Source organism: Paracidovorax wautersii (assembly GCF_031453675.1).
Classification (GTDB): domain Bacteria; phylum Pseudomonadota; class Gammaproteobacteria; order Burkholderiales; family Burkholderiaceae_C; genus Paracidovorax.
This window is the reverse complement of sequence record NZ_JAVIZX010000001.1, coordinates 3,706,475-3,733,052: the sequence shown is the minus strand read 5'-3', so window position 1 is coordinate 3,733,052 and position 26,578 is coordinate 3,706,475. Positions and strand designations below refer to the sequence as shown.

The window sequence follows — 26,578 nt, the reverse complement described above, 5'->3', positions numbered from 1 at the left end:
CGCACGGACACACGCCGGAGCGACAATGGCCGGGAGACATACCCGGCCCGCCACCGGTGGGCCGCCCCGTCCCAAACAGATTCGCAACGAAAGGATCGCAATGGAAGACATCGTCATCGTTTCCGCCGTTCGCACGCCCGTGGGCAAGTTCGGCGGCGCCCTCGCCAAGACCCCGGCCACCGAACTGGGGGCCCTGGTCATCAAGGAAGCGCTTGCGCGCGCCAAGGTCCCGCTGGACCAGGTGAGCGAAGTCATCATGGGCCAGGTGCTGACGGCTGGCGTGGGCCAGAACCCGGCGCGCCAGGCCATGATGAAGGCCGGTGTGGCCAAGGAAACGCCGGCGCTCACCATCAATGCCGTCTGCGGCTCCGGTCTGAAGGCCGTGATGCTGGGCGCTCAGGCCATCGCCACCGGCGACGCCGAGATCGTGGTGGCCGGCGGGCAGGAGAACATGAGCCTGGCGCCCCACGTGCTGAACGGCTCCCGCGATGGCCAGCGCATGGGCGACTGGAAGCTCACCGACACCATGATCGTGGACGGCCTATGGGACGTGTACAACCAGTACCACATGGGCATCACGGCCGAGAACGTGGCCAAGCAGCACGGCGTCACCCGCGAGCAGCAGGACGCGCTGGCCCTGGGCAGCCAGCAGAAGGCCGCGGCCGCGCAGGACGCCGGCAAGTTCAAGGACGAAATCGTCCCGGTGACGCTGCCGCAGAAGAAGGGTGAGCCCATCGTCTTCGCCGACGACGAGTACCTGAACCGCAAGACCAACACCGATGCGCTGGCGGGCCTGCGCCCGGCGTTCGACAAGGCGGGCTCCGTCACCGCCGGCAATGCCTCGGGCCTGAACGACGGCGCCGCCGCCGTGGTGCTGATGAGCGCCAAGAAGGCGGCGGAACTGGGCCTGAAGCCGCTGGCGCGCATCGCGGCCTTCGGCACCACCGGCCTGGACCCTGCCGCCATGGGCATGGGCCCTGTCTCGGCGTCGCGCAAGGCGCTTAAGCGCGCTGGCTGGGACGCCAAGGACGTGGACCTGTTCGAGCTGAACGAGGCCTTTGCCGCACAGGCCTGCGCGGTCAACCAGGAACTGGGCATCGACCCCGCGAAGGTGAATGTGAACGGCGGTGCCATCGCCATCGGCCATCCCATCGGTGCATCCGGCTGCCGCATCCTGGTCACCCTGCTGCACGAGATGCAGCGCCGCGACGCCAAGAAGGGCTTGGCGGCGCTGTGCATCGGCGGCGGCATGGGCGTGTCGCTGACCGTGGAGCGCTGAGCATCGCCCCACGCCATGAGCCGCGCGCTGCGCGGCTTTCTTTCGTCTGGCGGGCACTGCATGACGCAGGCATGCAGCAGACATGCGTCCAGGGCATGGCCTGTTGCGCGAAATTTGTGCCGATCGGTGTTTTCCTGAGCGGACCGGTGGGGTTTCTTGGGTAGAGTGGCGCGTGAGATAACGACATCACGCAAAAAAGGAGAACGCAATGGGTCAGAAAGTGGCGTACGTGACCGGGGGGATGGGCGGCATCGGAACGGCCATCTGTCAGCGTCTGCACAAGGACGGGTTCAAGGTGATCGCGGGCTGCGGCCCCACGCGCGACCATGCCAAGTGGCTGGCCGAGCAGAAGGCCCTGGGCTATACCTTCCATGCCTCCGTAGGCAACGTGGGTGACTGGGATTCCACCGTGGCCGCGTTCACGGCCTCGAAGGCCGAGCACGGCAGCATCGACGTGCTGGTGAACAACGCCGGCATCACGCGGGACCGCATGTTCCTGAAGATGTCCCGCGAGGACTGGGACGCGGTGATCGAGACCAACCTCAACTCCATGTTCAACGTGACCAAGCAGGTCGTGGGCGACATGGTGGAAAAGGGCTGGGGCCGCATCATCAACATCAGCAGCGTGAACGGCGAGAAGGGCCAGGCCGGCCAGACCAACTACTCCGCGGCCAAAGCCGGCATGCACGGCTTCTCGATGGCGCTGGCGCAGGAACTGGCCACCAAGGGCGTGACGGTGAATACCGTGAGCCCGGGCTACATCGGCACCGACATGGTCAAGGCCATCCGCCCCGACGTGCTGGAAAAGATCGTCGCCACCGTGCCGGTGAAGCGCCTGGGTGAACCCAGCGAGATCGCGTCCATCATCGCCTGGCTGGCCTCGGAAGAGGGCGGCTATGCCACCGGCGCCGATTTCTCGGTCAACGGCGGCCTGCACATGGGCTGACGCGCCGGTGCCCCGGGTTTCCGGGGTCGGGCCCTGGTGGGGCCAAGAAGGACAAAAACCCCGCGATGCGGGGTTTTTTCATGGAGGTCGTGAATCACCGGAGCGGTGGCGCGGGATGGAACTTGTTTGCAGTGAAATGCTCCATCTTGGTGCGCCAGCCGTTCACAGGCGGGCCGGTGCGCGCTTGCGGTCGCGTTCGTCTTCGGGCCAGGCGGACAGGATTGCGGTAGTGTTCATGGCGAAAAACTCCTTGGATGTATCCACAACGCACCTTGGCGGGGCTGCGTTGACAGATCCATGCAAGAAAATGCACTCCTTTGGGCGCACCCTTTGTATGCTATCGAAAGAGGAGCTGTTTGCCCTTGCTGAATAAGCGCTTGAGGTCAAAAAGACCTCAAGTGTTCTTCACCCTCCAGCGGCGGCCGAGTTGAGCTCCTCCAGCGAGCCGGATACATCCAGCCACTTTTCTTCCAGCTGGTCGATTTCATCGTTGCACGCTTTCAGGCGCCGGCCGGCCTCCGCGATCTCCGGGGGCGGCAGGGCCTGGGTCAGGCGGTCTTCCAGCGCGGCCTTTTCCTGGCCGAGCGCCGCCAGCCGCTGGTCGATCTTCTCCAGCTCGCGCTTCAGAGGACGGCTTTTCTCGGCCAGCTGCTGGCGGGCTTGCGCATCCTGCTTGCGCTGCTCGCGGGCGTCGCGCTGGGATTCGACGGCCGGGCTGGGCGTGGCAGGCCGCGCCACAGGGGCGGGCGCAGGTGACGACGGTGCCGGCTTGGCCGTGGGGACGGCGGCCGCCTGCTGCTGAGCCAGCAGGGCCTGCGCGTCTGCCGCCTTGGCCTCTTCACGCAGGCGTTTGGCTTCGTCCAGCAGGTAGCGCTGGTAATCGTCCAGGTCGCCGTCGAACGGGCCGACCACGCCGCGGCCGACCAGCCAGAACTCGTCGCACACCGAGCGCAGCAGCGCCCGGTCGTGGCTGACCAGCATCAGCGTGCCTTCGAACTCGTTGAGCGCCATGGCCAGGGCCTCGCGCGTGGCGAGGTCCAGGTGGTTGGTGGGTTCGTCCAGCAGCAGCAGGTTGGGGCGCTGCCAGACCATCATGGCCAGCACCAGCCGCGCCTTTTCGCCGCCGCTCATGGTGCCCACGGCCTGCTTGACCATGTCGCCGGTGAAGTTGAAGGTGCCCAGGTAGCTGCGCAGGTCCTGCTCACGCGAGGGCTGCTTGGCGTCGGCGCCTATTTCCCTGGCGAGGCGGATCATGTGCTCCAGCGGCGTATCCTGCGGGCGCAGCACGTCCAGCTCCTGCTGGGCGAAGTAGCCGATGCGCAGGCCTTTGCCTTCGATGATCTGGCCCGCCAGCGGCTTCATGTCGTGCGCAACGGTCTTCACGAAGGTGGACTTGCCCTGGCCGTTGGCGCCCAGGATGCCGATGCGCTGGCCGGCCATCACCGACTTGCTGACGCCGGTGAGGATGATCTTGGGCGGCGCGGCCTCGTCTTCGGCCACATAGCCGAACGAGGCGTTGTCGATCGACATCATCGGGTTGGGGATGTGGCCCGGCTCCTTGAACTCGAACGTGAATTCGGCCTCGGCCAGCAGCGGCGCCACCTTCTCCATGCGCTCCAGCGCCTTGACCCGGCTCTGCGCCTGCTTGGCCTTGCTGGCCTTGGCCTTGAAGCGGTCGATGAACTTCTGCAGGTGGGCGATCTTGTCCTGCTGCCTGGCGAAGGCGGCCTGCTGTTGCTCCATCTGCAGCGCGCGCATTTCCTCGAACTTGCTGTAGTTGCCGCCGTAGCGGACCAGCTTGGCGTTCTCGATGTGCAGCGTGACGCCGGTGACCGCGTCCAGGAACTCGCGGTCGTGGCTGATGACGATCATGGTGCCGGCATAAGTCTTGAGCCAGGCTTCGAGCCAGACGAGCGCGTCCAGGTCCAAGTGGTTGGTCGGCTCGTCCAGCAGCAGCAGATCGCTGGGGCACATCAGTGCGCGGGCGAGCTGCAGGCGCATGCGCCAGCCGCCCGAGAAGCTGTCCACCGGGCTGTCCAGCTCGCCCACCTTGAAGCCCAGGCCGAGGATCAACGCCTGCGCGCGCGCGGTGGCGTCATAGTCGCCGGCATCGGCCAGGTCGGTGTAGGCGTGGGCGATGGCCATGCCGTCGTCGGCCGCCTCGGCCGCGGCGAGCTGGGCACGCAGCTCGGTCAGCCGCGTGTCGCCGGCCAGCACGAATTCGGTGGCGGTCTCCGACGTTTCGGGCATGTTCTGCGCCACCTGGGCCATGCGCCACTGGGCAGGAATGAAGAAGTCGCCGCCGTCTTCGTGCAGCGTGCGGTTGAGCAGGGCGAACAGCGTGGACTTGCCCGCGCCGTTGCGGCCGACCAGGCCGACCTTCTCGCCGGGATTGATGGTGGCGCTGACGTTGTCGAGCAAAACCTTGGCGCTGCGGCGCAAGGTGACGTTTCTGAGAGTGATCATGGCAATACCGAGAGCGGGCACCTCGTTCTTCAGCAAGGTGCCTCGATTTCAAAAGGAGGCGTGCACGGGCGGCACGCGGGGCGCGTCGGCCCGGAGAGCGCGGGTGGCAGGCCTGCGGCTACGCCATGGCGAGCAGCCGGCACCACTCGTCGCGCGGCAGGGGCGCCCAACGGACGGGATGGAGGGACATCGCCGTGCTCAGGTCGGTGACGCCACGAGCGCCTCGCGGGTGATGAGCAGCACCTGGTTTTCGCCGGCGCTGGTGTCCAGCCAGAACACCGGCAGGTGCGGGAAGGCGGCTTCGAAATACGCGCGTTCGTTGCCGATCTCCAGCACCAGCACGGCGTGTTCGCTCATGCGGGCTGGGGCGTCGGCCAGCAGCCGGCGGATGAAGTCCATGCCGTCGGTGCCGCCGGCCAGGGCCAGTTCGGGTTCCGCGCGGTATTCGGCTGGCAACCGGGCCATGCTCTGGGCGTTGACGTAGGGCGGGTTGCACAGGATCAGGTCCCACGGGCCGGGCAGGGCGGCCAGGCCGTCGGATAGCTCCAGCACGACCCGGTCCTGCAGGCCGTGGCGATCCACGTTGATGCGGGCGACGGCCAGCGCATCCGGAGAGATGTCTGCGCCGGTAACGGCCACCTCGGGGTAGGTCAGGGCAGCGAGCACGGCCAAGCTGCCGTTGCCGGTGCACAGGTCGAGCACGCGGCGGGTGTGCTCACCCAGGAAGTCGTCGATGCTCCCGTCGGCCAGCAGTTCGGCGATGAAGCTGCGCGGCACGATGGCGCGCTCGTCCACATAGAACGGCACGCCCTGCAGCCAGGCCTCTTGCGTCAGGTAGGCGGCGGGTTTTCGGGTGGCGATACGTTCTTCAAAAAGTGTAGCTACCTGCGCTTTCTGTGCTTGGGCTACAGGCCGATTTGCTTCTGAATTCGGGCTGTCGTCCAGCGGCGTGTCGAGCGGCAGGCCCAGGCGCCACAGCACCAGCCAGGCGGCTTCGTCGTAGGCGTTGGTCGTGCCGTGGCCGAACGCCACGCCGGCCTGCTCCAAAGCCTGCGCCCCGCTGGCCACCAGCGCGCCCAGCGTATCGCCGTGCACCGACCCGGGTGTGCGCGCGGCTGTGCTCATGCCAAGGCCTGCGCGTGCAGGTTTTCCAGCGTGCGGCGGTAGATGTTCTTCAGCGGCTCGATGTCCGCGACCACGATGTGCTCGTCGATCTTGTGGATGGTGGCGTTGGGCGGGCCCAGTTCGATGACCTGCGGGCAGACCTGGGCGATGAAGCGCCCGTCGCTGGTGCCGCCGGTGGTCGACAGCTCGGTCGCCAGCCCGGCTTCGGCGGTGATCGCCTGCTGCACGGCGCTGACGAGTTCGCCGGGCGTGGTCAGGAAGGGCTGGCCGCCCAGCGTCCAGACCAAATCGTATTCCAGGCCGTGGCGGTCGAGCAATGCGTCCACCCGGCCCTTGAGGCCTTCGGCGGTGGATTCGGTGCTGAAGCGGAAGTTGAAATCGACGACCACATGGCCCGGAATGATGTTGGTCGCCCCGGTGCCGCCGTGGATGTTGCTCACCTGCCAGCTGGTGGGCGGGAAGAAGTCGTTGCCTTCGTCCCAGACCGTGGAGGCCAGCTCGGCCAGCGCGGGCATGGCCTGGTGGATGGGATTGCGCGCCAGCTGCGGGTAGGCGATGTGGCCCTGGATGCCGCGCACGGTGAGCCGGCCGCTGAGCGTGCCGCGGCGGCCGTTCTTGATCATGTCGCCGGTCTGCTTCACCGAGGTGGGCTCGCCCACGATGCAGTAATCCAGCGGCTCGCCGCGGGTGCGCAGCGTCTCGACCACCACCTTGGTGCCGTCCACCGACGGGCCTTCCTCGTCGCTGGTCAGCAGGAAGGCGATGGACAGGGCAGGCTCGGGCGTGGCAGCCAGAAACTCCTCGACCGCCACGACGAAGGCGGCGATGGAGGTCTTCATGTCGCTCGCGCCGCGGCCGTAGAGCCGGCCGTCCCGGTGGGTGGGCGTGAACGGATCGCTGCTCCACTGTTCCAGCGGCCCGGTGGGCACCACATCGGTGTGGCCGGCGAATACTATGGTTTTTATAGCAGCATGCGCACTATGGGCGGGCGCTGCAGGCCGTTTTGCCCACAAGTTGCTGACGCGGAAGCTGTCCGGGCCGCTGTCGATGCGCTCGCAGGCGAAGCCCAGCGGCGCCAGGCGCTCGGCCAGAAGATCGAGGCACCCGGCGTCTTCGGGGGTCACGGAGGGGCGGGAGATCAGCTGCTCGGCCAGGTACAGGGTGCGGGACATCGGGTGGGCAATACGGGAAAGAGGGGCGGGCAGGCGGGGACTCAGCCGGGCTTGACGTCGAGCACGATCTCGGTGAACGAGGGGATGTCTTCCTGCGCCTGGCTGGCCTCCTGGTTCGCCTGTGCGGCTTTGGAGGCCAGGGCGAAGTCGTTCTGCAGCCGCCACATCAGGTTGGTGGGCGAGTCGGCATAGGCCATGCCTTCCTTGCGGTCGATCCGGCCTTCCACGATCAGGCGGGCCAGGTCTTCCTCGAAGGTCTGCGAGCCTTCGGCCATGGACTTTTCCATGGAGTCGCGCACGCCCGAGAAGTCGCCCTTCTCGATCAGCTCGGCCACCAGTTTGGTGTTCAGCAGCACCTCGACGGCCGGCACGCGCTCGCCGGTCACCGTGCGCACCAGGCGCTGGGACACAACGGCCTTGAGGGCAGAGGAGAGGTCGCCCAGCATGGTGGAGCGCACCTCGACCGGGTAGAAGGACAGGATCCGGTTGAGCGCGTGGTAGCTGTTGTTGCCGTGCAGCGTGGCCAGGCACAGGTGGCCGGATTGGGCGTAGGCGATGGCGGCGGACATGGTCTCGCGGTCGCGGATCTCGCCGATCAGGATGACGTCCGGCGCCTGGCGCAGCGCGTTCTTCAGCGCCGTCTGCAGGGACTGCGTGTCCGAGCCGATCTCGCGCTGGTTGACGATCGATTTCTTGTTGCGGAATTGGTATTCGACCGGGTCTTCCACCGTCAGGATGTGCCCGGTGACCTGCGTGTTGCGGCTGTCGATCATGGACGCGAGCGTGGTGCTCTTGCCCGAACCCGTGGCGCCCACCACCAAAAGCAGCCCGCGCTTTTCCAGGATCAGGTCGCCCAGAACGGGTGGCAGATTCAACGAAGACAACTCGGGAATGTGCTGCGCGATGAAGCGCACCACCACGGCGTAGCTGCCGCGCTGGCGCATGGCGCTCACGCGGAAGCGGCCCACGCCGGTGAGCGGCACGCCCATGTTGAGCTCGCCCGTCTCCTCCAGCTCCTCGATGCGGTCGGGCGGGACGATCTCGGACAGGAGGTTCTTGGGCGCATCCGGCGGCAGCACCTGCGTGTTGATCGGCACGCATTCGCCGTTGATCTTGATCAGCGCAGGCGCGTTGGCCGACAGATAGACGTCGGAGGCACGCTTCTCGGCCATCAGCCGGAGAATCCGTTCCATCGTGCTCATGGGTGTTCCCTCGTGTGATCTATCTGTCTGTGTGCAGGTCGCTGAGATGCAGGGCGCAGGGCCGCCGACCAGGCCGGCGGGCCCTGGCAGCCGTCAGTCGCGCAGCAGGTCGTTCAGGCTGGTCTTGGAGCGCGTCTGCGCGTCCACGGTCTTGACGATGACGGCGGCGTAGGTCGCGTAGTCCTGCCCGGTCTTGGTCTTCTTGGGCAGGCTGCCGCTGATGACCACGGAGCCCGAAGGCACGCGGCCATAGCTGATCTCGCCAGTGTCGCGGTTGAAGATGGGGGTGCTCTGGCCGATGTACACGCCCATGCCCAGCACGGAGTTCTCTTCGACGATCACGCCTTCGACCACTTCGGAGCGCGCGCCGATGAAGCAGTTGTCTTCGATGATGGTGGGGTTGGCTTGCAGCGGCTCCAGCACGCCGCCCAGGCCCACGCCGCCGGAAAGGTGCACGTTCTTGCCCACTTGCGCGCAGGAACCCACGGTGGCCCAGGTGTCGACCATGGTGCCTTCGTCCACGTAGGCGCCGATGTTCACGTAGCTGGGCATGAGGATGGCGTTCTTGGCGATGAAGCTGCCGCGGCGGGCCACGGCCGGGGGCACCACGCGCACGCCCGTGGCGCGGATGGCGTCTTCCGACAGGCCGCCGAACTTGGTGGGCACCTTGTCGAAGAACGACAGGTCGCCGGATTGCATCAGCACGTTGTCCTTCAGACGGAACGACAGCAGCACGGCCTTCTTGATCCACTGGTGCACCGTCCACTGGCCCACGCCCTCGCGGGTCGCCACGCGCAGGCTGCCGCCATCCAGTTCGGCGATCACATGCTCGACGGCGTCCACCACTTCCTTGGGAGCGGAGGCGGGCGAGAGGCTGGTGCGGTTGTCCCAGGCGTTGTCGATCAGGGTCTGCAGTTGTTGGGTCATGGGTTGCTCAAGTACGGGATTGGATGAACTGGACGATGCGCAGCGCGGCTTCGGCGCATTCCTCGGCTTGCGCAACGAGGGCCATGCGCACGCGCTGGGCACCGGGATTGAAGCCGCCGGCCTCGCGGGCCAGGTAGCTGCCGGGCAGCACGGTGACATTGTATTGAGCCAGCAGCTCCCGGGCGAACTCGGCGTCCGTCATGCCCAGGGCGTCAGGCACCTTGGCCCAGAGGTAGAAGCCGGCGTCCGGCAAAGCGACTTCCATCACGCCCGCCAGCAGCGGGGTCACCTGGGCGAACTTCTTGCGGTAGAGCGCGCGGTTCTCGGTCACGTGCTGCTCGTCGTTCCAGGCGGCGACGCTGGCGCCCTGCACGGCCGGGCCCATGGCGCTGCCATGGTAGGTGCGGTAGAGGAGGAAGGCCTTGATCAGCGCTGCATCGCCCGCCACGAAGCCGCTGCGCAGGCCTGGCACGTTGCTGCGCTTGGACAGGCTGGTGAAGGCGATCAGATTGCGGTAATCGCTGCGGCCCAGCTTGGCTGCGGCTTCCAGGCCACCCAGCGGCGGCTCGCCCTGGAAGTAGATCTCGCTGTAGCACTCGTCCGAGGCGATGACGAAGCCGTAGCGATCGCTCAGCGCAAACAGCTTCTTCCACTCGTCCAGCGGCATCACGGCGCCCGTGGGGTTGCCGGGCGAGCAGACGAACAGGAGCTGCGTACGCTGCCAGACCTCATGCGGCACGCTGTCCCAGTCCACGGCGAAATTGCGCCCGGGATCGCTGGGTGCGTAGTACGGCGTGGCGCCGGAGAGCAGGGCGGCGCCTTCGTAGATTTGGTAGAACGGATTGGGACAGACCACGGTAGCGCCGGCGCGCGTGGGATCGATCACCGTCTGCGCGAAGGCGAACAAGGCCTCGCGCGAGCCGTTGATGGGCAGCACCTGCGTGGCGCTGTCGGCGGCAATGCCGTAGCGGCGCTGCAGCCAGGCGGCGCAGGCCTCGCGCAGGCGCGGTTCGCCGGCCGTGGCAGGGTAGCTGGCCAGGCCGCCGAGGTTCTCGGTCAGGGCTTCCTTGATGAAAGCCGGCGTGGGATGGCGGGGCTCTCCCATGCCCAGGCTGATGGCGCTGTAGCCGGCGGGGGGCGTCACCCCTGCGAAGAGTTGGCGCAGCCGCTCGAAGGGATAGGGCTGCAGGTGCGAGAGCAGGGGATTCATGGGGCGCAATTATGGTGGATGGGCGGGGCCGCCTCCGTGCGGCGCGGCGCCGGCGCAACAGCGCTGTGTTCTCCCTTGCGCGGCGCGCCGTCCGCCTGCTGCCGCGCCCGGTGGCCCCCGGTGGACATTCCGCAGGCCGGGCGGGCTCCTTGTTTACCCGGTCTTGTCAGGGGACCGTAAAACCCGGCCAATAGCATGCTGCGCTCCGACGGACGCGTGTCGCCGGGAACGTAAGGCGCGCGGCACTGCGCTGGGCCTGGACGGTGAGCCGCCCCTCGTAAGGGCGAGGGGCGGCGACGAGGCGAGGATCTGCATAACAACGTGATTGGAGGCACTGCATGGCCGGTTCCCTATTCCTGCGCCCCGGCGTAGGGCTGATGCGTGGTCTGCCCTGGGCGGCCAAGGTGGGCGTGCTGGGCGGGGCCGCACTGGCGGGGTTGCTGCTGTTGGCGGCGTGGCCCTCCGGTGCAGGGCGCTGGGCTGCAGCGGCACTGGCTGCAGGGGTGGTGGCCTACGCGGCCCTGGCGCTGTACGCCAGCGTGGCGCAGGACCTGAAGCGCCTGCTGGAGGTCATGGAGCGCGCCGCGCAAGGGGATCTGCGCACGCCGGCGCCGCGCCGCGGTCGGGACGAATGGGCCCGCATGTCGCGCGCCATGGAAGGCATGGTGCTGACGCTGTCGTCCATGGTGGCCGACATCCGCAGCAATGCCGCCCTGGTGGCGCATGCGGGCAAAAGCCTGTCCTCGGACAACCGTGATCTGGCCGACCGCACCGAGCAGCAGGCCGCGAACCTGGAGCAGACGGCCGCCAGCGTCGAGCAGCTGTCCTCCGCGGTGCAGCAGAACGCCCAGACCGCGGGCGGCGCGAGCCAGCAGGCGGTGCAGGTGCGCGAGGCGGCCGATGCGGGCGCGCGGTCCATGGCGCAGGCGGTGGATTCGGTCGAGGCCATCCAGCAGAGCGCGCGGCAGATGAACGAGATCATCGGGGTGATCGATGGCATCGCGTTCCAGACCAACATCCTGGCGCTGAACGCCGCCGTGGAGGCGGCGCGGGCCGGCGAGCAGGGGCGCGGCTTCGCCGTCGTGGCGACCGAAGTGCGCACGCTGGCCCAGCGCTCGGGCACCGCCGCTCGCGAGATACGGGAATTGATCGGGGCCTCCGTGCGGCAGGTGGAGGGCAGTGCCACCCTGATTCGTGCGGCCGGGGAGGGGATCGCGGCGATGGCCGACGGCATCCGCTCCGTGGCGGGCCATGTGCAGGAGATCGCCCATTCGGGCGCCGAGCAGAGCGCAGGGTTGCAGGAGATCACCCAGGCCGTGCAGCAACTGGACGAAATCACCCAGCGCAACGCGCAGATGGTGGGCCAGGCCGTGGCGCAGGCCGAGGCACTGGAAAGCCGGGCGGCCACCCTGTCCCGCGCCGTGCTGTCGTTCCAGCTGCAGCAGGGCACGGCCGAGGAAGCCGTGGCGCTGGTGGAGCGCGCCGCGGCCCTGCGCCGCACACTGTCGCGCGACCAATTGCTGCGCACCATCACCGACCCGGGCCAGCCGTTCCACGACCGCGACATGTACGTATTCGCCCTGGACGCCCAGGGCGCCTACCAGGCCTTCGGCGGCAACCCGCAGAAGGTGGGAACGCGGGTGCAGGACATTCCGGGCATCGCTGGTGACCAGCTGGTGCGCGACATCGTGGGCCAGGCGGAGCGTGGCCCCGGCTGGGTCGAGTACGACATCACCAACCCGGCCACGGGCCGCGTGCAGACCAAGATGTCCTTCGTGCAGCGCGTGGACGATCTGTATCTGGGCTGCGGCGTCTACAAGTCGCTGGCGGCGCGCGCCTGAACGGCGGCGCGGCGTTGCGTGAAGCCGGGCGCGCAGGGAATCTCTGCACGGATCGAGCGGGACCTGTGTGCTGCGGACCGGGCGAGGCTGCAAGGCGCGAACCGCAGCCATAGCGCAGCTACAGCGCGGCTATCGTGAGGTTGGCAACGCCGCAGGCTGGCCGATTCCGCAGGGGCACGCGGCACGGTGATCGTGAAGAGGTTTCCTAGCGTCCCGACTGCAGACGGCGCTCCCGGGCACGGGCCATCGCGGCGGCAATCGCGGCCTGGCGCGGGTCGGCGGGCGGCTCCGATGCGACCGTGTGGACGCTGGCCGCAGCGTTGGACGGGACTGGTGGCACTTCGGTTGGAAGAGGGACCGCCGCGCGGGCTTCGTCTCTGCGCAGCCGCTGCTGGTGGGCGTCATAGCGCTGGCGCGCATGGTCGGCCTGCGCCTCGGACCAGGCCGACCAGCCGGTGGCCGCGCCGCTGGCGTTGTCCAGGCGGATGCAGTCCACGGGGCACACGGGAATGCAGAGCTCGCAGCCCGTGCAATGGTCCGGCAGCACCGTGTGCATGCGCTTGTTGGCGCCCAGGATGGCGTCGGTCGGGCAGGCCTTGATGCACAAGGTGCAGCCGATGCACCAGTTCTCGTCGATGACGGCCAGCGCACGCGGCGCCTCCAGACCGTGTTCCGCACTCAAAGGCCGCGGCGGGCGCTCCGTGATGGCGGCCAGGCGCGCGATGCCCTCCGCTCCGCCCGGGGGGCACTGGTTGATCTCGGCCTCGTTGTCAGCGATGGCCTGGGCATAGGCGGCGCAGTCGGGATAGCCGCAGCGCGTGCACTGGGTCTGCGGCAGCGCCGCGTCGATGCGGGCGGCCAGCCCGGACAGCGCCGGTGCCCTTGCAGCGGCGCTGTCGGGCATGGCGGGGGTCAAGCCTCGCGTGGCGTGCGCTTGGCACGCGGCGCGGCGTTGGCGGTGACGACCGGCAGGGCACTGGCCGCATCGCTCAGGGCCTGGGCCGATGCCGCCGCGCCGGTGCGGCCCTTGGCCGCGGGCGCCGGCTGGTGGGCCAGGATGAAGCTGCGCACCTGCGGGTACACCAGTTCGCGCCACCGGCGGCCGCTGAAGATGCCGTAATGGCCCGCGCCCTTGACCTCGTAATGCTGCCGGTCCTTGGCCGCGATGCCGGTGCACAGGTCGTGCGCGGCGCGCGTCTGGCCCGAGCCGGAGATGTCGTCCAGTTCGCCTTCGATGGTCAGCAGGGCGGTGTCGCGGATGGTCTGGGGCTGGACGCGCTCGACTTGGCCCTCTGGGTTGCGCACGTCCCAGGTGCCGTGCACCAGGCTGTAGTCCTGGAACACGGTCCTGATGGTTTCCAGATAGTAGTCAGCATCCATGTCGAGGACTGCGTTGTACTCGTCGTAGAACTTGCGGTGGGCTTCGGCGCTGGCGTCGTCGCCCTTCATCAGGTCCTTGAAGTAGTCCCAGTGGCTTTTGGCGTGGCGGTCGGGGTTCATGGCCACGAAGCCCGTGTGCTGCAGGAAGCCCGGGTACACACGCCGGCCGGCGCCAGGGAAGTTGTCGGGCACGCGGTAGATGACGTTGTTCTCGAACCACTCGAAGCTGCGCTGCGTGGCCAGGTTGTTCACGGCGGTGGGCGAACGTCGGGCATCGATGGGACCGCCCATCATGACCATGGACAGCGGCGTCTGCTCGCCCCGGCCGGCCATCAGCGAGACGGCCGCCAGCACCGGCACCGTCGGCTGGCACACGCTCATCACATGGCAGTTGCCGTGCGTGGCCTGGATGTGGCGGATGAATTCCTGCACGTAGTTGACGTAGTCGTCCAGATGGAAAGAGCCGTCTTGCAGGGGGACGAGGCGGGCGTTCTTCCAATCGGTGACGAAGACCTTGTGGCCCTGCAGCAGCGTGCGCACCGTGTCGCGCAACAGGGTGGCGTAGTGGCCCGACAAGGGCGCCACGACGAGTACCACCGGCTGCTGCTTGGTCTTGTTCAGGGTGGCCAGATCGTCCGAGAAGCGCTTGAACCGGCGCAGCTGGCAAAACGGCTTGTCGATCTCGGTCTGTTCCATCACCGCGACCGGAACGCCGTCCACCTCGACGGTGTGGATGCCGAACTCGGGCTTCTCGTAGTCTTTGCCCAGGCGGTGCAGCAATTCGTAGCCGGCCGACATGCGCTGGGCGAACACGGTCTGGCTGAAGGGGGAGAGCGGATTGCTGTAGAACTTGGCCGCGGTCTGCGCCATTTCTGCAAAGGGCTCCATCAGCGAACGCTGGGTTTCATAGAGGTTGTACAGCATGGGGAGGGGCGCCAGGGCTCGTTATGTTGCAGTGCAATATATCAGCAGATGGCGAAGCGCGTCTGGCGTGAAACTACTGACATCCGGTCGCCAAGGCGACAAAATTCGCGGGTTTCCGTAGCGCAGAATTGCTATTGAAATAATAGCTAAATGCGCTGGTATTTATTGGCGTGGTGGCACTTTTTGGCCCGATTCGATCAGGCGTTTTCCTGCAGCCATGCCTCGAACGCCTCGCGCGAGGTATTGCGCAGCGCGCGGTAGAACGCCACCTTGTCGCCCAGGTACAGGCAGTGCCGGATGACCGTGTACGGGTTGAAGCTTCCCTGCGGGTTCAGCTCTTCGAAATGCTGTTTGTAGCGCTTGACGATGCCGATCGTGGCGCGCATGACCGCATTGAACCGCGCGCGGGTGATGCCCGGCGACCAGGCACGGATGTCGTCCACGAAGAGATCGACCTTGTGCGGGTCGAATTCGCAGTCCTTGAAGAAATGGTTGGCGATCTTCAGGAACGTGAAGGCGTTGAGTTCGCTGCCCTGCGCCGGTTGGCGCTCGGCCTGTGTGGCACCGCCGCTGGCGTCGGGCTCGCTGGCCTCGTCGGTCTCATCCGGGGCCTGGCGCAGTTCGGCCTCGGTGGCGTCGCGGATCTGGCGGAATTCCCGGTCGGCCAGTTCGAACAGCGCGGACAGCACGTTGATGCGCCGCTTGAGTTCGCCCGGGATCGACTTCTTGTACTTGATCTTGTGGTCCAGCACGCTCCAGGAGTCCTGGATGATCGTGCGCACCTGCAGTTCGAACGGCCGGCCGGCGTAGGCGGCATGCTCGGGCAGGGCGGCCTGGGCGGCATTGAGTCGCAAATCCAGGTGCAGGCCCTTGTAGCCGAACGAGGCCTCGGTGCTCTCCACCGCGGTGACCTTGTCGGTCACGTCGATCACGTCGAAGTGCGAGCGCACGATGTCCGCCACCTTGGCCAGCTCGTCCTCGTACAGGCACACCACCCGCACGCCCACCAGGTCGGTGATGTAGTGGCGGATCTCGTACGGTGTGTTGTTCTCTTCGAGCGAGGCCCGGTACTTGCGCGAGAACTTGCGGATGCACTCGTCACGGTCCTTGACGCGCCCCTCCACCTTCGCGATGTCGATATGCCGGGCCCGCGAGAGGATGGACTGCAGCAGCGCGACATAGAACGCGCAGGCATGCTCCATCGCCGGCAACTCCTGCGCATAGAAGCTGTGGAAGGCGGATTCTTCCCGGGAAAGATCGAGCGACGACATGGCGATGAGCGGGGGCAAGGAAACCAGGTGGGCGGCAGGCGCCCAGCCGGGGCCCTCCAGGGCATGATGGTAGTCCAGCTGGCGAAGGCGGGCCTGCGGTGCCCGGTAGGACGGCGCCGCAACCGCCCCAGGGGGCCATGCGGTGCGCCCCTCTTGTCTTGTGGCAGGCCGCATGCCACTCTTGCAGGACATGATGTCCGGCCCCGTTGCTCCCTCTTCCCCGGCTGCTCAGACCGGTCTGGCCCACGTGCGGCTGTTCTTTGCGCCGCTGCTCACCGCCACGCTGCTGTCCTTCACTTACCTGTACTGGGCGCACGAGGAGGGCGTGGCGCAGGAGCAGCAGCGCCAGACCTTCGATCAGGCGGCGGACCGGATCACCTCCCGCCTCGCCGAGCGCATGGCCGCCTATGAAATCGTCCTGCACGGGCTGAAAGGTTTTCTGGACGGATCCGACAGCGTCAGCGACGAGGAATTTCGCGCTTATGTCGACGCCCTCCAATTGCCCCTCAAGCGCCCCGGCCTGCAGGGCGTTGCGATCCTGGGGCAGCCGCCGGCTGGCAACGCGCAGGCCATGGCCGAGGCTGCCATCACCCACATCGAACCGCGGACCGAAGAGAACCTGCGTTGGCTGGGCCAGGACGCGGCGGCGCAGCCCCTGCTGCGGGATGCGTTGGAGCGCACCCGCGACACCGGCCAGCCCGTGCTGAGTGCACCCGTGGAGCGCGCGGACGACGGGTCGGCCTTCCTGGCCCTCTACCTGCCGCTGTACCGCAAAGGTGAACGGCCCCTGGCCCCTGCCGAGCGGCGCGAGCACCTCGTGGGATGGGTGGCGGCGCTGTTCCGCATGGGGGACGTGGTTGACGGGCTGGCGCGCGAGCTCGATGGCGACATCGCCCTGGCCATCTTCGACGGCGCCCCGGGCGTGCCAGGCATGCCGTTGTACGGCGCGCCACGTGCCGAATCCAGGGCCTCACGAGGGGAGGAGATGGAGGCCGTGCGCACCCTCGATACCGGGGGGCGGCGCTGGACGCTGGAGATGCATCCGCTACCGGCCTTCGAGCGGCATGCCGAACGCGTGCGCCACGATGCGATCGCCTTCATCGGGGTGGTGTTCAGTTTGCTGGCCGGGTGGTTCCTGACGCTGCAGGCCTCGGGCCACGTCCGGGCGATGGCGCTGGCGCGCGACATGACCCGTGAGCTGCAACGCACCAAAGACGATCTGGAAAGCACACTGAACGCCGTGCCGGACCTGTTGTTCGAGATGGACCTGGCGGGCCGCATCCACCACTACCGCTCCGGCCGGTCCGATCTGCTGGTGGCAGAGCCGGCGGCGCTGATCGGACGCCGGGTGGGCGATATCCTGCCCGGCCCGGCCGCGCAGGAATGTCTGCTTGCGCTCCACGAGGCCCACGCTTCTGGCTATTCGTTCGGACGCCAGTACGGGCTGGAGGTGCGCGGTAGCTATCTCTGGTTCGAACTGTCGGTCGCACGCAAGGAGCAGGCGCGGGCTGGCGGCGGGGCCAGCATGGAGCCGGTCGCGCACGGAGGGTCACCTTCACCGCGCTTCATCGTGCTGTCGCGTGACATCACCGGCCGGCGCCAGGCCGAGGCCGCCATGCACCAGCTGGCCTACTTCGATGCGCTCACCGGGCTGCCCAACCGCCGCCGGCTGATGGACGAGCTGCGATCCGCGCTGGACGCAGCGCACGCCGGAGGCTTCGCTGGCGCCCTGTTCTACGTGGACCTGGACAACTTCAAGCAGATCAACGACGCCAGGGGCCACACGATCGGTGACGCCCTGCTGCTGCAGGTGGCCGAACGCCTGGCGCGGATTGCCCGTGCCGGGGGATCGGCTGCGCGGCTGGGGGGAGATGAGTTCGTCGTGCTGGTCCCGCGGCTGGCGCCCAGCCTGCAGGGGGCGCAGCAGGCCGCGCAGGCCCTGGCCGCTCAACTGCGGGAGAGCCTGGACGTGCCCTGCAGCGTGGCGGGCGCTCTCTACAGCATCACCGGCAGCATCGGCGTGACGCTGTTTCCGCGCGGCAGCGCAGGCGTGGAAGATCTGCTGCGCGAGGCCGACACGGCCATGTACCGCGCCAAGGCCCTGGGCCGCAACCGGGTGTGCTTTTTCGAGCCCGGCATGCACGCCGATGCGCAGGAGCAGCTGGCGCTGGAGCAGGATCTCAAGCAGGCCGTGTCCGAGGACGCTCTGCAGGTCTACCTGCAGCCGCAGGTGGATGCGCAGGGCGTGGTGACGGGCGGGGAACTGCTGCTGCGCTGGCACCACCCGGTGCGCGGCCACGTGCCGCCGGCCCGCTTCATTCCGGTGGCGGAGGAATCCGGCCTGATCCTGCGCATGGGAGCGCGCGTGCTGCACAAGGCGTGCGAGGCCTTGGCCATGCTGCATGCGGCGGGCCAAGGGCTCAGCATCTCGGTGAACGTGAGCCCCCGGCAGTTCCGCCAGGACGATTTCGTGCCACTGGTGCGCGATGCGCTGGAGGCGTCCGGCGCGCCGCCTTCGCTGTTGATCCTGGAGGTGACCGAGAGCCTGCTGGTCGACGACTGGGAGGACGCCGTGCGCCGCATGACGGAACTGGTGGCCATCGGCGTGCGCTTTTCGATTGACGATTTCGGCACCGGCTATTCCAGCCTGGCCTACCTGAAGAAGCTGCCGCTGTTCGGGCTCAAGATCGACAAGAGCTTCGTTCAGGATGCGCCAACGGACGCGAACGACGCCGCCATCGTTCAGGCCATCCTGTCGATGGCGCGCCACCTGCGGCTGCACGTGGTGGCCGAAGGCGTGGAGACGCCGGAGCAGGCGGCCTTTCTGCGCGCCAACGCCTGCGAGGGGCTGCAGGGTTATCTGTATGGGCGGCCGGAGCCGCTGTCCAGGTGGCTGGTCAAGCGTCTGCGGTGAGCGGTTCGGGGCGCTGCGGCGCCAGCGCGCCACGCGCGTGGGCGGCCACCTCGCGCGCGGGCAGGTGCTTGAGGCGGTGGTCGCTCCACACCTGACGCCAGCGCCGGGCGCCGGGCAGCCCATGGCGCAGCCCCAGCATGTGCCGGGCGATGGCATACCAGTGGGTGCCGTGCTGGGCCGCCTCCCGCTCCATGTAATCCACCATGCGCGCCTCGACCTCGTCCCGGGTGAGGGCGTTGTCCGGAGCGCCGTAGAACAGGCGGTCCCACCGGGCCAGCCACCAGGGGTTGTGGTAGGCCTCGCGCCCCACCATCACGCCGTCCACCTGTGCCAGCTGTTCGAGCACCACCTCGTCCGTGGCAATGCCTCCGTTGATGGCAATGGTCAGGTGCGGAAAGTCCTGCTTGAGCTGGCCCACGGTGCCGTAGCGCAACGGTGGAATCTCGCGGTTCTCCTTGGGAGAGAGGCCCTTGAGCCAGGCATTGCGTGCATGCACGATGAAGACCTGGCAACCCGCTTCGGCCACCGTGCCGATGAAGTCGCGGACGAACCCATAGTCCTCGTTCTTGTCGATGCCGATGCGGTGCTTGACCGTGACTGGCACGTCGACCACATCCACCATGGCCTTCACGCCGTCGGCGACCAGCTGCGGCTCGTTCATCAGGCAAGCGCCGAACGCGCCGCGCTGCACCCGCTCGCTAGGGCAGCCGCAATTGAGGTTGATCTCGTCGTAGCCCCATTGCGCGCCGAGCCGGGCGGCCTGCGCCAGATCGGACGGCTCGCTGCCCCCGAGCTGCAGCGCCACGGGGTGCTCGTCCACGGAAAAGCGCAGATGCCGCTCCACATCACCATGGATGAGCGCGCCAGTCGTCACCATCTCGGTATAGAGCAAGGTGCGCTGCGTGAGCAGCCGGTGCAGATAACGGCAGTGCCGGTCAGTCCAGTCCATCATGGGCGCAACAGACATGCGCCAGGGGCTGTGCGGGTCGGCATAGGCCTGGGGTTGCGCGGGGTTCGGCGCCATGGTCAATCTCGGGTCCGGGTCGGGGCGCTGCCCCGGTGCCATGCCCATCGCAGGAGGCGAGGGCCATGGCGGTCGGTGGTGGGTGGGCAGGCGCCAGAAGGCAGCCTGTCAGCAGCGGCGAAGGCCCCGATTATCTCAGGCAGCGCTCTACGCCTCCCGGCGAGGGACATTGCCCGGCAGCCTGGAGCGAGGTGTCCTGCTTTCCGAGAGAACGTACGGACGCGCTCGGAGCGTTGGACTGCGGTCTGGACGTTGAGCGCCTGGCGATCAGCCGGCGGGGACCCTCACAGCCGAGGCGGCGCGCCTACCGGGTCTGCGGCTTCGTTCTCGACCTCGCCGGAGTAGGGGTTCGGGCCGGCGGGCGATGCCAGACCGGGCTGCGGTGCGGGTGCTGGAGCCGGCGGAACCGGTTGGCCGGGCGGCTCGCTCGATGGCGGCAGATCTCCCGGCGGGCGGGGGAGCTCGTCGGGAACGGCGTGGACGGGATGGTCTTTGGGGTCGGTGGCCATGGGGGCGATCCTTGTAAGAAAAGAGGGGATTGTGGATAACCCATTCGGCCCCCTCTGCACCCTCCAAGCCGTGGGACGCCGCGCTGGGAACGGGTAGGTGCGCGCACAGCGCAAAAAAAGCCCACCTTCACGGCGGGCTGAACTCGCGATGGTCACGAGGGTCACCGATGGACATCGGCAGCTCCAGTGTGCGATGGGGCGAGCGGGCTGGCCGTAGGAGCCGATCCCAAAAGAAGGCCCGCGACAGGCGCGGGCCGAACCTGCGGACACAGCCGCAAGAGAGGGAGTGCCGACACGTCGGCGTGCTGAAAATGCGCCGCCCGCCCTGGCGCCACCTGTAGGACAAGCGCCCTAAAAAGAAAGGCCCGCACGGGGCGGGCCAAATTTGCTCGTCGAGCAAAGGGAGGGTGTCGGCACGAGGTACCGACGGGAGCCATCGTATCCCTCCCCGCGGGGCATGGGTGCCGGCGTGCGGAATCGGCGGAAATAGCGCCGAAGTGCGGAGCGCCGCGTGTGCAAGCCGCTTGTGATGCCAGAGCCGCTGCGGGGGGCTGCCGAATGCGGCATTGGCCTACGCTGCCGAACGGCGCCGCCTGTGGGCGTCTCCTACAATGCCGCAGCCTCATGCCTCTTCGGGTATACCCGCTATTGCCACGGACGATGCGGCACCTCTTCACTGACCGGCTGTGCTGCCGCTCTCCCAACCAGAAGGATTTCTCGTGCAACCGACTCCTGCGATCTTCAAGGCCTACGACATCCGCGGCATCGTGCCGAGCACTCTGAATGAAGACGTGGCCCGTGGCCTCGGACGGGCGTTTGGTACCGCGGCGCGGGCTGAAGGCCAGTCCGTGGTGGCGGTAGGCCGCGATGGACGTCTTTCGGGACCTTCGTTGTCCGCCGCGCTGATCGAAGGCCTGGTCGACGCCGGCATCGAAGTGATCGACATCGGTGCCGTGACCACGCCCATGCTGTACTTCGCGGCCCACACGCTGTGCCAGAGCGGCATCCAGGTGACGGGCAGCCACAACCCCAAGGATTACAACGGCTTCAAGATGGTGCTGGCCGGCCGCGCCATCTACGGCGACGAAATCCAGGCCTTGCGCCGCACGATGGAAGAGGAAAGCTGGCAACTGGTGCCCGGCGGCAAGGTCCGCCAAGCCGATGTGCTGCAGGATTACGTGGCCCGCATCGTCGGCGACGTGAAGCTGGAGCGCCCGATGAAGGTCGTGGTGGACAGCGGCAACGGCATCGCCGGCGCCTCGGCCCCCGGCATCTTCCGCGCGCTGGGCTGCGAGGTGATTGAGCTGTTCTCCGAGGTGGACGGCAACTTCCCAAACCACCATCCCGACCCCAGCAAGCCCGAGAACCTGCGCGACCTGATCGCCACGCTGCAGTCGAGCGACGCCGAACTGGGCCTGGCCTTCGACGGCGACGGCGACCGTCTGGGCATCGTCACCAAGGACGGCCAGAACATCTTCCCCGACCGCCAGATGATGCTGTTCGCCAAGGACGTGCTCTCCCGCGTGCCGGGCGGCTCCATCCTGTTCGACGTGAAGTGCACGCAGCGCCTTGCCCCTGCCATCGCCGAGGCCGGCGGCACCCCGGTGATGTTCAAGACGGGCCATTCGCTCATCAAGGCGCGCATGAAGGAGCTCGACTCGCCCCTGGGCGGCGAGATGAGCGGCCACATCTTCTTCAAGGAGCGCTGGTTCGGTTTCGACGACGGCACCTACGCCGGCTGCCGCCTGCTGGAGATCCTGAGCCGCGAAAGCGACCCGGGCGCCGTGCTGAACGCGCTGCCGACCAGCCACTCGACCCCCGAGCTGAACGTGACCTGCGAAGAGGGCGAACCCCACCGCCTGACCGCCGAGTTGCAGGCGCTGGCGGGCGAGTCCTTTGCCGCGCCGGCCCAGATCAGCACCATCGATGGCCTGCGCGTGGACTGGCCGGACGGCTTCGGGCTGATCCGCGCCAGCAACACCACGCCGGTGCTGGTGCTGCGCTTCGAAGGGCACACGGCTGAAGCCCTGCACCGCATCGAAGCCGCCATGCTGGCGCTGCTGGAGCGGGTGAAGCCGGGCGCCAAGGTGGGCAGTGCGGCCCACTGAGGCGCCACCGCCCAGCGACACGACCGGGCGGGCAACCGGCCTGCCCATGGAAGAACACCCCACCACCATGGAACGACTGGCGCTGGCCGCCTATTCGGCGGCGCTCTGGGCTGCCCAGCCGCTGCTGCGGCGCAAGCTGGCGCGCCGCGCGCGCACCGAGCCGGGCTACGCCCATGCCGTGCCCGAGCGCTTCGGGCACTACGCCGCCGCGCTGGACAGCGTGGCGCCGCCCGATGAGGACGCGGGCGGCTTCGTGTGGATCCACGCGGTTTCGCTGGGAGAGACCCGCGCGGCCGCCATCTTGCTGAAGGAACTGCGGGCGCTGCTGCCCGCCATGCGGCTGCTGCTCACGCACGGCACGGCCACCGGCCGGGCCGAGGGCGCCAAGCTGCTGCAGCCGGGCGATGTGCAGGTCTGGCAGCCCTGGGATACGCCCGGTGCGGTGGAGCGGTTCCTGGACCGCTTCCATCCCGTGATCGGCGTGCTGATGGAAACCGAGATCTGGCCCAACCTGGTGGCAGGCTGCGGCGACCGCGGCATTCCGCTGGTACTGGCCAATGCCCGGCTGAACGCCAAGTCGCGCGACGGCGCGCTGCGGCTGTCCTGGCTGTCGCGGCCGGCCTACGCGGGGCTGGCCTCGGTGTGGGCGCAGACCGACGCGGACGCCGAAGGGCTGCGCGCCGTGGGTGCGCCGGTGCGCGGCGTGTTCGGCAACCTCAAGTTCGACGTGGTGCCCGATGCCGCCGCGCTGGCGCAGGGCCGCGCCTGGCGCGAGGCCAGCCGCCGCCCGGTGGTGCTGTTCGCCAGCAGCCGGGAGGGCGAGGAAGCGCTCTGGATCGAGAGTTTCAAGCAAAAATGGCCTCTAGCGCCCGTGGATCAAGCGCAGGGCGCTATTAATAAAGGAGTGAATGGCTCCGCCAGTCCCGTCCAATGGCTCATCGTGCCCCGGCACCCGCAGCGCTTCGATGAGGTGCAGCGTCTGCTGGAAGAAGCCGGGCTGCGCGTGGCGCGCCGCTCCACCTGGACGGACGCGCCCCCGGAGGCGGACGTGTGGCTAGGCGACTCTTTGGGCGAGATGGCGCTGTACTACGGCATGGCCCATGCGGCCCTGCTGGGCGGCAGCTTCGAGCCGCTGGGCGGCCAGAACCTGATCGAAGCCGCGGCCTGCGGCTGTCCGGTGGTGATGGGCCCGCACACCTTCAACTTCGCCGAGGCGGCCCGCCTGGCCGAGGACGAGGGCGTTGCGCAGCGCGTTCCCGGCATGGACGAAGGCATCGCCGCCGCCACGGCCCTGGTGCTGGACGCGCCGCGCCAAGCGGCACTGCAGCAGCAGGCCGTGGCCTTCACCCAGCGCCACCGGGGGGCGGCGCTGGCCACCGCGCTGGCCGTGGTGCAGACCCTGCGCTCCACCGTCCATCCCCTGGTGCCGTAAACTGGCACGGCCCCGTGCGCTGACGCAGAGCAAGCGCGGCGCGGCCACCGGCCTCGCCAGCGGCCGGGCTATGCCGGAGAATCGGCAGCATGCCCACTGACCGCTCCCCCTGGACCGCCTTCGCATGATGGACAAGCACTACCTCACGCCCTTGTTCGCGCCACGCTCCGTCGTGGTCCTGGCAGGCCGGCCGGACGAACCCGCTGCCCTCACGTCCTGCGCCCGGGCCCTGCACGATGCGCTGGGCGCCCAGCCGTTCCAGGGCTCGCTGCAGTTCCTGGACATCCATACCACGGGCACGCTGGCCGATCTGGCGCAGACCCGCGCCGATCTGGCCGTGATCGCGCTCCCGCCCGAGGACACCATCGCCGCGCTGGAAGTGGCCGGCCGCATCAACTGCCGCGCGGCCCTGGTGCTGTCCAACGGCCTGGATGCCGAGCATGCCGCCCGGCTCAAGAAGATCGCCCGGCGCGAGGGCGTGCACCTGCTGGGGCCTAATTCGCTGGGCCTGCAGCGGCCGCACCTGCAGCTCAACGCCAGCGCGGCGGGGCCGCTGGCGCGCGACGGCTCGCTGGCCCTGGTGTGCCAGTCCGGCGCGCTCACCTCGTCCATCCTCGACTGGGCCAACAACAATGCGGTGGGCTTCTCGACCGTGGTGTCTCTGGGCCCGAACACTGATGTGGATCTGTCGCAGGTGCTGGACTTCCTGGCCAACGACGGCCGCACGCAGAGCATCGTGGTCTACATGGAGGGCATCGTGAACGCGCGCCGCTTCATGAGCGCCTTGCGCTCGGCGGCCAACGCCAAGCCGGTGGTGGTGCTCAAGGCCGGACGCAAGCCGGCTGGCAACGAGGCGGCGCAGACGCACAGCGGCACCATCGTCGGCAGCGACGATGTCTTCGACGCGGCCCTGCGGCGCGCCGGTGCGGTGCGGGTGCGCTCCTTCGTCGAGTTGTTCTCGGCCGCCAAGTGCCTGGCCTCGCGCTACCGCCCGGTGGGCCGGCGCCTGGCCATCGTCACCAACGGCGGCGGCCCGGGCGTGCTGGCCGCCGACTGGGTGAACGAGATCCTGCTGGACCTCGGCCGGCTCTCGCCCGATGCAGCAGCGGCCCTGGCGCCCCAATTGCCGCCGCTGGCCTCGCTGGCGGACCTGATCGACCTCTCGGAAGAGGCCGGCCCCGAGCACTACCGCCTGGCCATCGAGGCCGCCAACAAGGACCGGCAGATCGACGGCGTGCTGGCCATCTTCTCGCCCAAGGCCGGTACCGACGCGGCCGCGGTGGCGACCGTGCTGGCGGAGGTGAACCGACTGCGCGCCAAGCCGCTGCTGTGCTGCTGGATGGGGGATACGTCCGTGGTGCCGGCGCGCGAGATCCTGCGCGCGGCGCAGATCCCCAACTTCCGCACGCCCGAGGCCGCCGTGGGCGCCTTCGGCAACATCGCGTCGTTCTACCAGAACCAGCAGCTGCTGCAGCAGACACCGCCGCCGCTGTCCGCCCTGGCCAAGCCCGATATCGAGGGTGCGCGGCTGGTCATCGAAAGCGTTCTGGCCGAGCGCCGCAATGTGCTGACCGAGATGGAATCCAAGACGCTGCTGGCGTCGTTCCACATTCCCGTCACCAAGACCATCCTGGCGCGGTCCGCGCACGAGGCGATGATGATCGCCACGCAGCTGGGCTTTCCGGTGGCGCTCAAGATCGACTCGCCCGACATCAGCCACAAGTCCGACGTGGGCGGCGTGGTGCTGAACCTGCACACCGGCCCGGCAGCGCGCGACGCCTATACCGACATGGTGCAGCGCGTGGCCCGGCTGCGGCCCGACGCGCGCATCAACGGCGTGACGGTGCAGAACATGGCGCGCGCCCGGCGGGGCCGCGAGATCTGCATCGGCCTGGTGACGGACGACCCCTTCGGCCCGGTCATCACCTTCGGCGCCGGCGGCACCATGATCGAGCTGATCGACGACCGGGCCATGGAACTGCCGCCGCTCAACCAGTTCCTGGCGCGCCGGCTCATCGAACGCTCCCGCGTGGCCGAGACGCTGGGCGAATGGCGCGGCGCGGCCGCCGTGGACCAGGAGGCGCTGGAGCACGTGCTGCTGCGCGTGTCCGAGATGGTGTGCGCGTTGCCGCAGCTGCGCGAGATGGACATCAACCCGCTGATCGCCGACGAGTTGGGCGCCGTGGCCGTGGACGCGCGCATCGTCATCAGCAACACCGCGCAGGCCACGGGCGGGCGGGGCGACAGCCATTCGTACAGCCACCTGTCCATCCTGCCGTACCCGGCGCGCTACGAGCAGCTGTGGCCCATGCGCGGCGGCGGCGAATACCTGGTGCGCCCGGTGCGTCCGGACGATGCCCACATGCTGCAGCGGCTGGTGCGCGAACTGTCGCCCGAGAGCCGCTACTTCCGCTTCATCTCGCAGATCGCCGAGCTGCCGGCCAGCATGCTGGCGCGCTTCACGCTCATCGACTACGACCGCGAAATGGCCCTGGTGGCCGTGCACCGCGAGCGCACCGTGGGGCCGGACGGCGAAACGCGGGAGACGGACCGCATCGTCGGCGTGTCGCGCTACGTGACCAACCCGGACCAGACCAGCTGCGAGTTCGCCCTGGTGGTGGCGGACGACTTCAACGGCCGCGGCATGGGCTCGCGCCTGATGATGAGCATCATGGACGTGGCCCGCGACCGCGGCCTGACCGAGATCGACGGCCTGGTGCTGGCCGCCAACCCCAGCATGCTCAAGCTGATGCGGCGGCTGGGCTTCGAAGTGAAGGCCTATCCGGAGGATCCGGACTTCAAGTGGGTGACGCACCAGCTGTGAGAGGGCGGAGCGGGGCCGTGGATC

At 68.3% G+C, this 26,578-nt stretch carries 18 protein-coding genes; 7 read left to right on the top strand and 11 right to left on the bottom strand.

The genetic code is table 11. From position 1 onward, the window contains the following. Positions 1-100 precede the first annotated feature (100 nt). Both QE399_RS16800 and phbB read left to right on the top strand, forming a co-directional pair. Positions 101-1,279, top strand: a complete 1,179-nt coding sequence (locus QE399_RS16800; protein WP_309830476.1) for an acetyl-CoA C-acetyltransferase — start codon at positions 101-103, stop codon at positions 1,277-1,279. A 208-nt stretch (positions 1,280-1,487) separates the two neighbouring features. After that, the gene (gene phbB / locus QE399_RS16795) at positions 1,488-2,225 is read left to right on the top strand and encodes an acetoacetyl-CoA reductase (protein WP_309830474.1); all 738 of its coding nucleotides are present in this window, start codon (positions 1,488-1,490) and stop codon (positions 2,223-2,225) included. A 405-nt stretch (positions 2,226-2,630) separates the two neighbouring features. Here the strand turns inward: phbB and QE399_RS16790 are convergent, their stop codons facing one another. The 6 genes from QE399_RS16790 to dapC form a co-directional block, all read right to left on the bottom strand. After that, positions 2,631-4,691, bottom strand: coding sequence for an ABC-F family ATP-binding cassette domain-containing protein (locus QE399_RS16790; protein WP_309830472.1), 2,061 nt, complete (start codon positions 4,689-4,691; stop codon positions 2,631-2,633). Positions 4,692-4,889: 198 nt separating this feature from the next. Beyond that, a complete protein-coding gene (gene prmB, locus QE399_RS16785; RefSeq protein WP_309830470.1) occupies positions 4,890-5,816 on the bottom strand; it encodes a 50S ribosomal protein L3 N(5)-glutamine methyltransferase in 927 nt (308 codons plus the stop codon). Next, on the bottom strand, positions 5,813-6,988 hold the full coding sequence (dapE, locus tag QE399_RS16780; protein ID WP_309830468.1) for a succinyl-diaminopimelate desuccinylase: 1,176 nt from the start codon (positions 6,986-6,988) through the stop codon (positions 5,813-5,815). Before dapE ends, prmB begins: the two co-directional genes overlap by 4 nt. A 41-nt stretch (positions 6,989-7,029) precedes the next feature. Beyond that, positions 7,030-8,190 carry a PilT/PilU family type 4a pilus ATPase gene (locus QE399_RS16775; protein ID WP_309830466.1) on the bottom strand — a complete coding sequence of 387 codons (1,161 nt, stop codon included), beginning with the start codon at positions 8,188-8,190 and terminating at the stop codon, positions 7,030-7,032. A 93-nt stretch (positions 8,191-8,283) separates the two neighbouring features. After that, positions 8,284-9,117, bottom strand: a complete 834-nt coding sequence (gene dapD / locus QE399_RS16770) for a 2,3,4,5-tetrahydropyridine-2,6-dicarboxylate N-succinyltransferase (protein ID WP_309830464.1) — start codon at positions 9,115-9,117, stop codon at positions 8,284-8,286. Between the two features lie 7 nt (positions 9,118-9,124). After that, positions 9,125-10,327, bottom strand: coding sequence for a succinyldiaminopimelate transaminase (gene dapC, locus QE399_RS16765; RefSeq protein ID WP_309830462.1), 1,203 nt, complete (start codon positions 10,325-10,327; stop codon positions 9,125-9,127). A gap of 338 nt (positions 10,328-10,665) precedes the next feature. Between dapC and QE399_RS16760 the strand changes: the two genes are divergently transcribed. Next, positions 10,666-12,168, top strand: coding sequence for a methyl-accepting chemotaxis protein (locus QE399_RS16760; RefSeq protein ID WP_309830460.1), 1,503 nt, complete (start codon positions 10,666-10,668; stop codon positions 12,166-12,168). 205 nt (positions 12,169-12,373) lie between these two features. On the opposite strand, the gene rsxB is transcribed toward QE399_RS16760, so the two are convergent. From rsxB to QE399_RS16745, 3 genes are all read right to left on the bottom strand, one after another. Next, positions 12,374-13,072, bottom strand: coding sequence for an electron transport complex subunit RsxB (gene rsxB / locus QE399_RS16755; protein WP_309830458.1), 699 nt, complete (start codon positions 13,070-13,072; stop codon positions 12,374-12,376). Positions 13,073-13,080: 8 nt separating this feature from the next. Next, complete coding sequence (locus QE399_RS16750; protein ID WP_309830457.1) at positions 13,081-14,472, bottom strand: polyhydroxyalkanoate depolymerase; 1,392 nt, start codon at positions 14,470-14,472, stop codon at positions 13,081-13,083. Positions 14,473-14,669: 197 nt separating this feature from the next. Further along, positions 14,670-15,743 carry a GTP pyrophosphokinase gene (locus QE399_RS16745; protein ID WP_309832151.1) on the bottom strand — a complete coding sequence of 358 codons (1,074 nt, stop codon included), beginning with the start codon at positions 15,741-15,743 and terminating at the stop codon, positions 14,670-14,672. Between the two features lie 172 nt (positions 15,744-15,915). Here QE399_RS16745 and QE399_RS16740 point away from each other — a divergent pair, with 172 nt between their 5' ends. Then, positions 15,916-18,657: a bifunctional diguanylate cyclase/phosphodiesterase gene (locus QE399_RS16740; RefSeq protein WP_309830455.1), complete on the top strand. Its 2,742-nt coding sequence runs from the start codon at positions 15,916-15,918 to the stop codon at positions 18,655-18,657. Here the strand turns inward: QE399_RS16740 and dusA are convergent. Beyond that, on the bottom strand, positions 18,641-19,681 hold the full coding sequence (gene dusA, locus QE399_RS16735; RefSeq protein WP_309830453.1) for a tRNA dihydrouridine(20/20a) synthase DusA: 1,041 nt from the start codon (positions 19,679-19,681) through the stop codon (positions 18,641-18,643). The two genes, QE399_RS16740 and dusA, sit on opposite strands and share 17 nt — an antisense overlap. Before the next feature lie 284 nt (positions 19,682-19,965). Next, positions 19,966-20,190, bottom strand: coding sequence for a hypothetical protein (locus tag QE399_RS16730; protein ID WP_309830451.1), 225 nt, complete (start codon positions 20,188-20,190; stop codon positions 19,966-19,968). Positions 20,191-20,909: 719 nt separating this feature from the next. On the opposite strand from QE399_RS16730, the gene QE399_RS16725 reads away from it, so the two are divergent. The 3 genes from QE399_RS16725 to QE399_RS16715 all read left to right on the top strand — a co-directional run bounded on the left by QE399_RS16725 (position 20,910) and on the right by QE399_RS16715 (position 26,554). Then, positions 20,910-22,298 carry a phosphomannomutase/phosphoglucomutase gene (locus QE399_RS16725; RefSeq protein WP_309830449.1) on the top strand — a complete coding sequence of 463 codons (1,389 nt, stop codon included), beginning with the start codon at positions 20,910-20,912 and terminating at the stop codon, positions 22,296-22,298. A gap of 67 nt (positions 22,299-22,365) precedes the next feature. After that, a complete protein-coding gene (locus QE399_RS16720; protein ID WP_309830447.1) occupies positions 22,366-23,730 on the top strand; it encodes a 3-deoxy-D-manno-octulosonic acid transferase in 1,365 nt (454 codons plus the stop codon). A gap of 124 nt (positions 23,731-23,854) precedes the next feature. Then, the gene (locus QE399_RS16715) at positions 23,855-26,554 is read left to right on the top strand and encodes a bifunctional acetate--CoA ligase family protein/GNAT family N-acetyltransferase (RefSeq protein ID WP_309830445.1); all 2,700 of its coding nucleotides are present in this window, start codon (positions 23,855-23,857) and stop codon (positions 26,552-26,554) included. The last annotated feature ends 24 nt before the right edge of the window (positions 26,555-26,578 follow it).

Coding starts and splice junctions, on each gene's coding strand:
- QE399_RS16800 (WP_309830476.1), top strand. CDS start 101: ATGGAAGACATCGTCATCGTTTCCGCCGTTCGCACGCCCGTGGGCAAG.
- phbB (WP_309830474.1), top strand. CDS start 1,488: ATGGGTCAGAAAGTGGCGTACGTGACCGGGGGGATGGGCGGCATCGGA.
- QE399_RS16790 (WP_309830472.1), bottom strand. CDS start 4,691: ATGATCACTCTCAGAAACGTCACCTTGCGCCGCAGCGCCAAGGTTTTG.
- prmB (WP_309830470.1), bottom strand. CDS start 5,816: ATGAGCACAGCCGCGCGCACACCCGGGTCGGTGCACGGCGATACGCTG.
- dapE (WP_309830468.1), bottom strand. CDS start 6,988: ATGTCCCGCACCCTGTACCTGGCCGAGCAGCTGATCTCCCGCCCCTCC.
- QE399_RS16775 (WP_309830466.1), bottom strand. CDS start 8,190: ATGAGCACGATGGAACGGATTCTCCGGCTGATGGCCGAGAAGCGTGCC.
- dapD (WP_309830464.1), bottom strand. CDS start 9,117: ATGACCCAACAACTGCAGACCCTGATCGACAACGCCTGGGACAACCGC.
- dapC (WP_309830462.1), bottom strand. CDS start 10,327: ATGAATCCCCTGCTCTCGCACCTGCAGCCCTATCCCTTCGAGCGGCTG.
- QE399_RS16760 (WP_309830460.1), top strand. CDS start 10,666: ATGGCCGGTTCCCTATTCCTGCGCCCCGGCGTAGGGCTGATGCGTGGT.
- rsxB (WP_309830458.1), bottom strand. CDS start 13,072: ATGCCCGACAGCGCCGCTGCAAGGGCACCGGCGCTGTCCGGGCTGGCC.
- QE399_RS16750 (WP_309830457.1), bottom strand. CDS start 14,472: ATGCTGTACAACCTCTATGAAACCCAGCGTTCGCTGATGGAGCCCTTT.
- QE399_RS16745 (WP_309832151.1), bottom strand. CDS start 15,743: ATGTCGTCGCTCGATCTTTCCCGGGAAGAATCCGCCTTCCACAGCTTC.
- QE399_RS16740 (WP_309830455.1), top strand. CDS start 15,916: ATGCCACTCTTGCAGGACATGATGTCCGGCCCCGTTGCTCCCTCTTCC.
- dusA (WP_309830453.1), bottom strand. CDS start 19,681: ATGGCGCCGAACCCCGCGCAACCCCAGGCCTATGCCGACCCGCACAGC.
- QE399_RS16730 (WP_309830451.1), bottom strand. CDS start 20,190: ATGGCCACCGACCCCAAAGACCATCCCGTCCACGCCGTTCCCGACGAG.
- QE399_RS16720 (WP_309830447.1), top strand. CDS start 22,366: ATGGAACGACTGGCGCTGGCCGCCTATTCGGCGGCGCTCTGGGCTGCC.
- QE399_RS16715 (WP_309830445.1), top strand. CDS start 23,855: ATGATGGACAAGCACTACCTCACGCCCTTGTTCGCGCCACGCTCCGTC.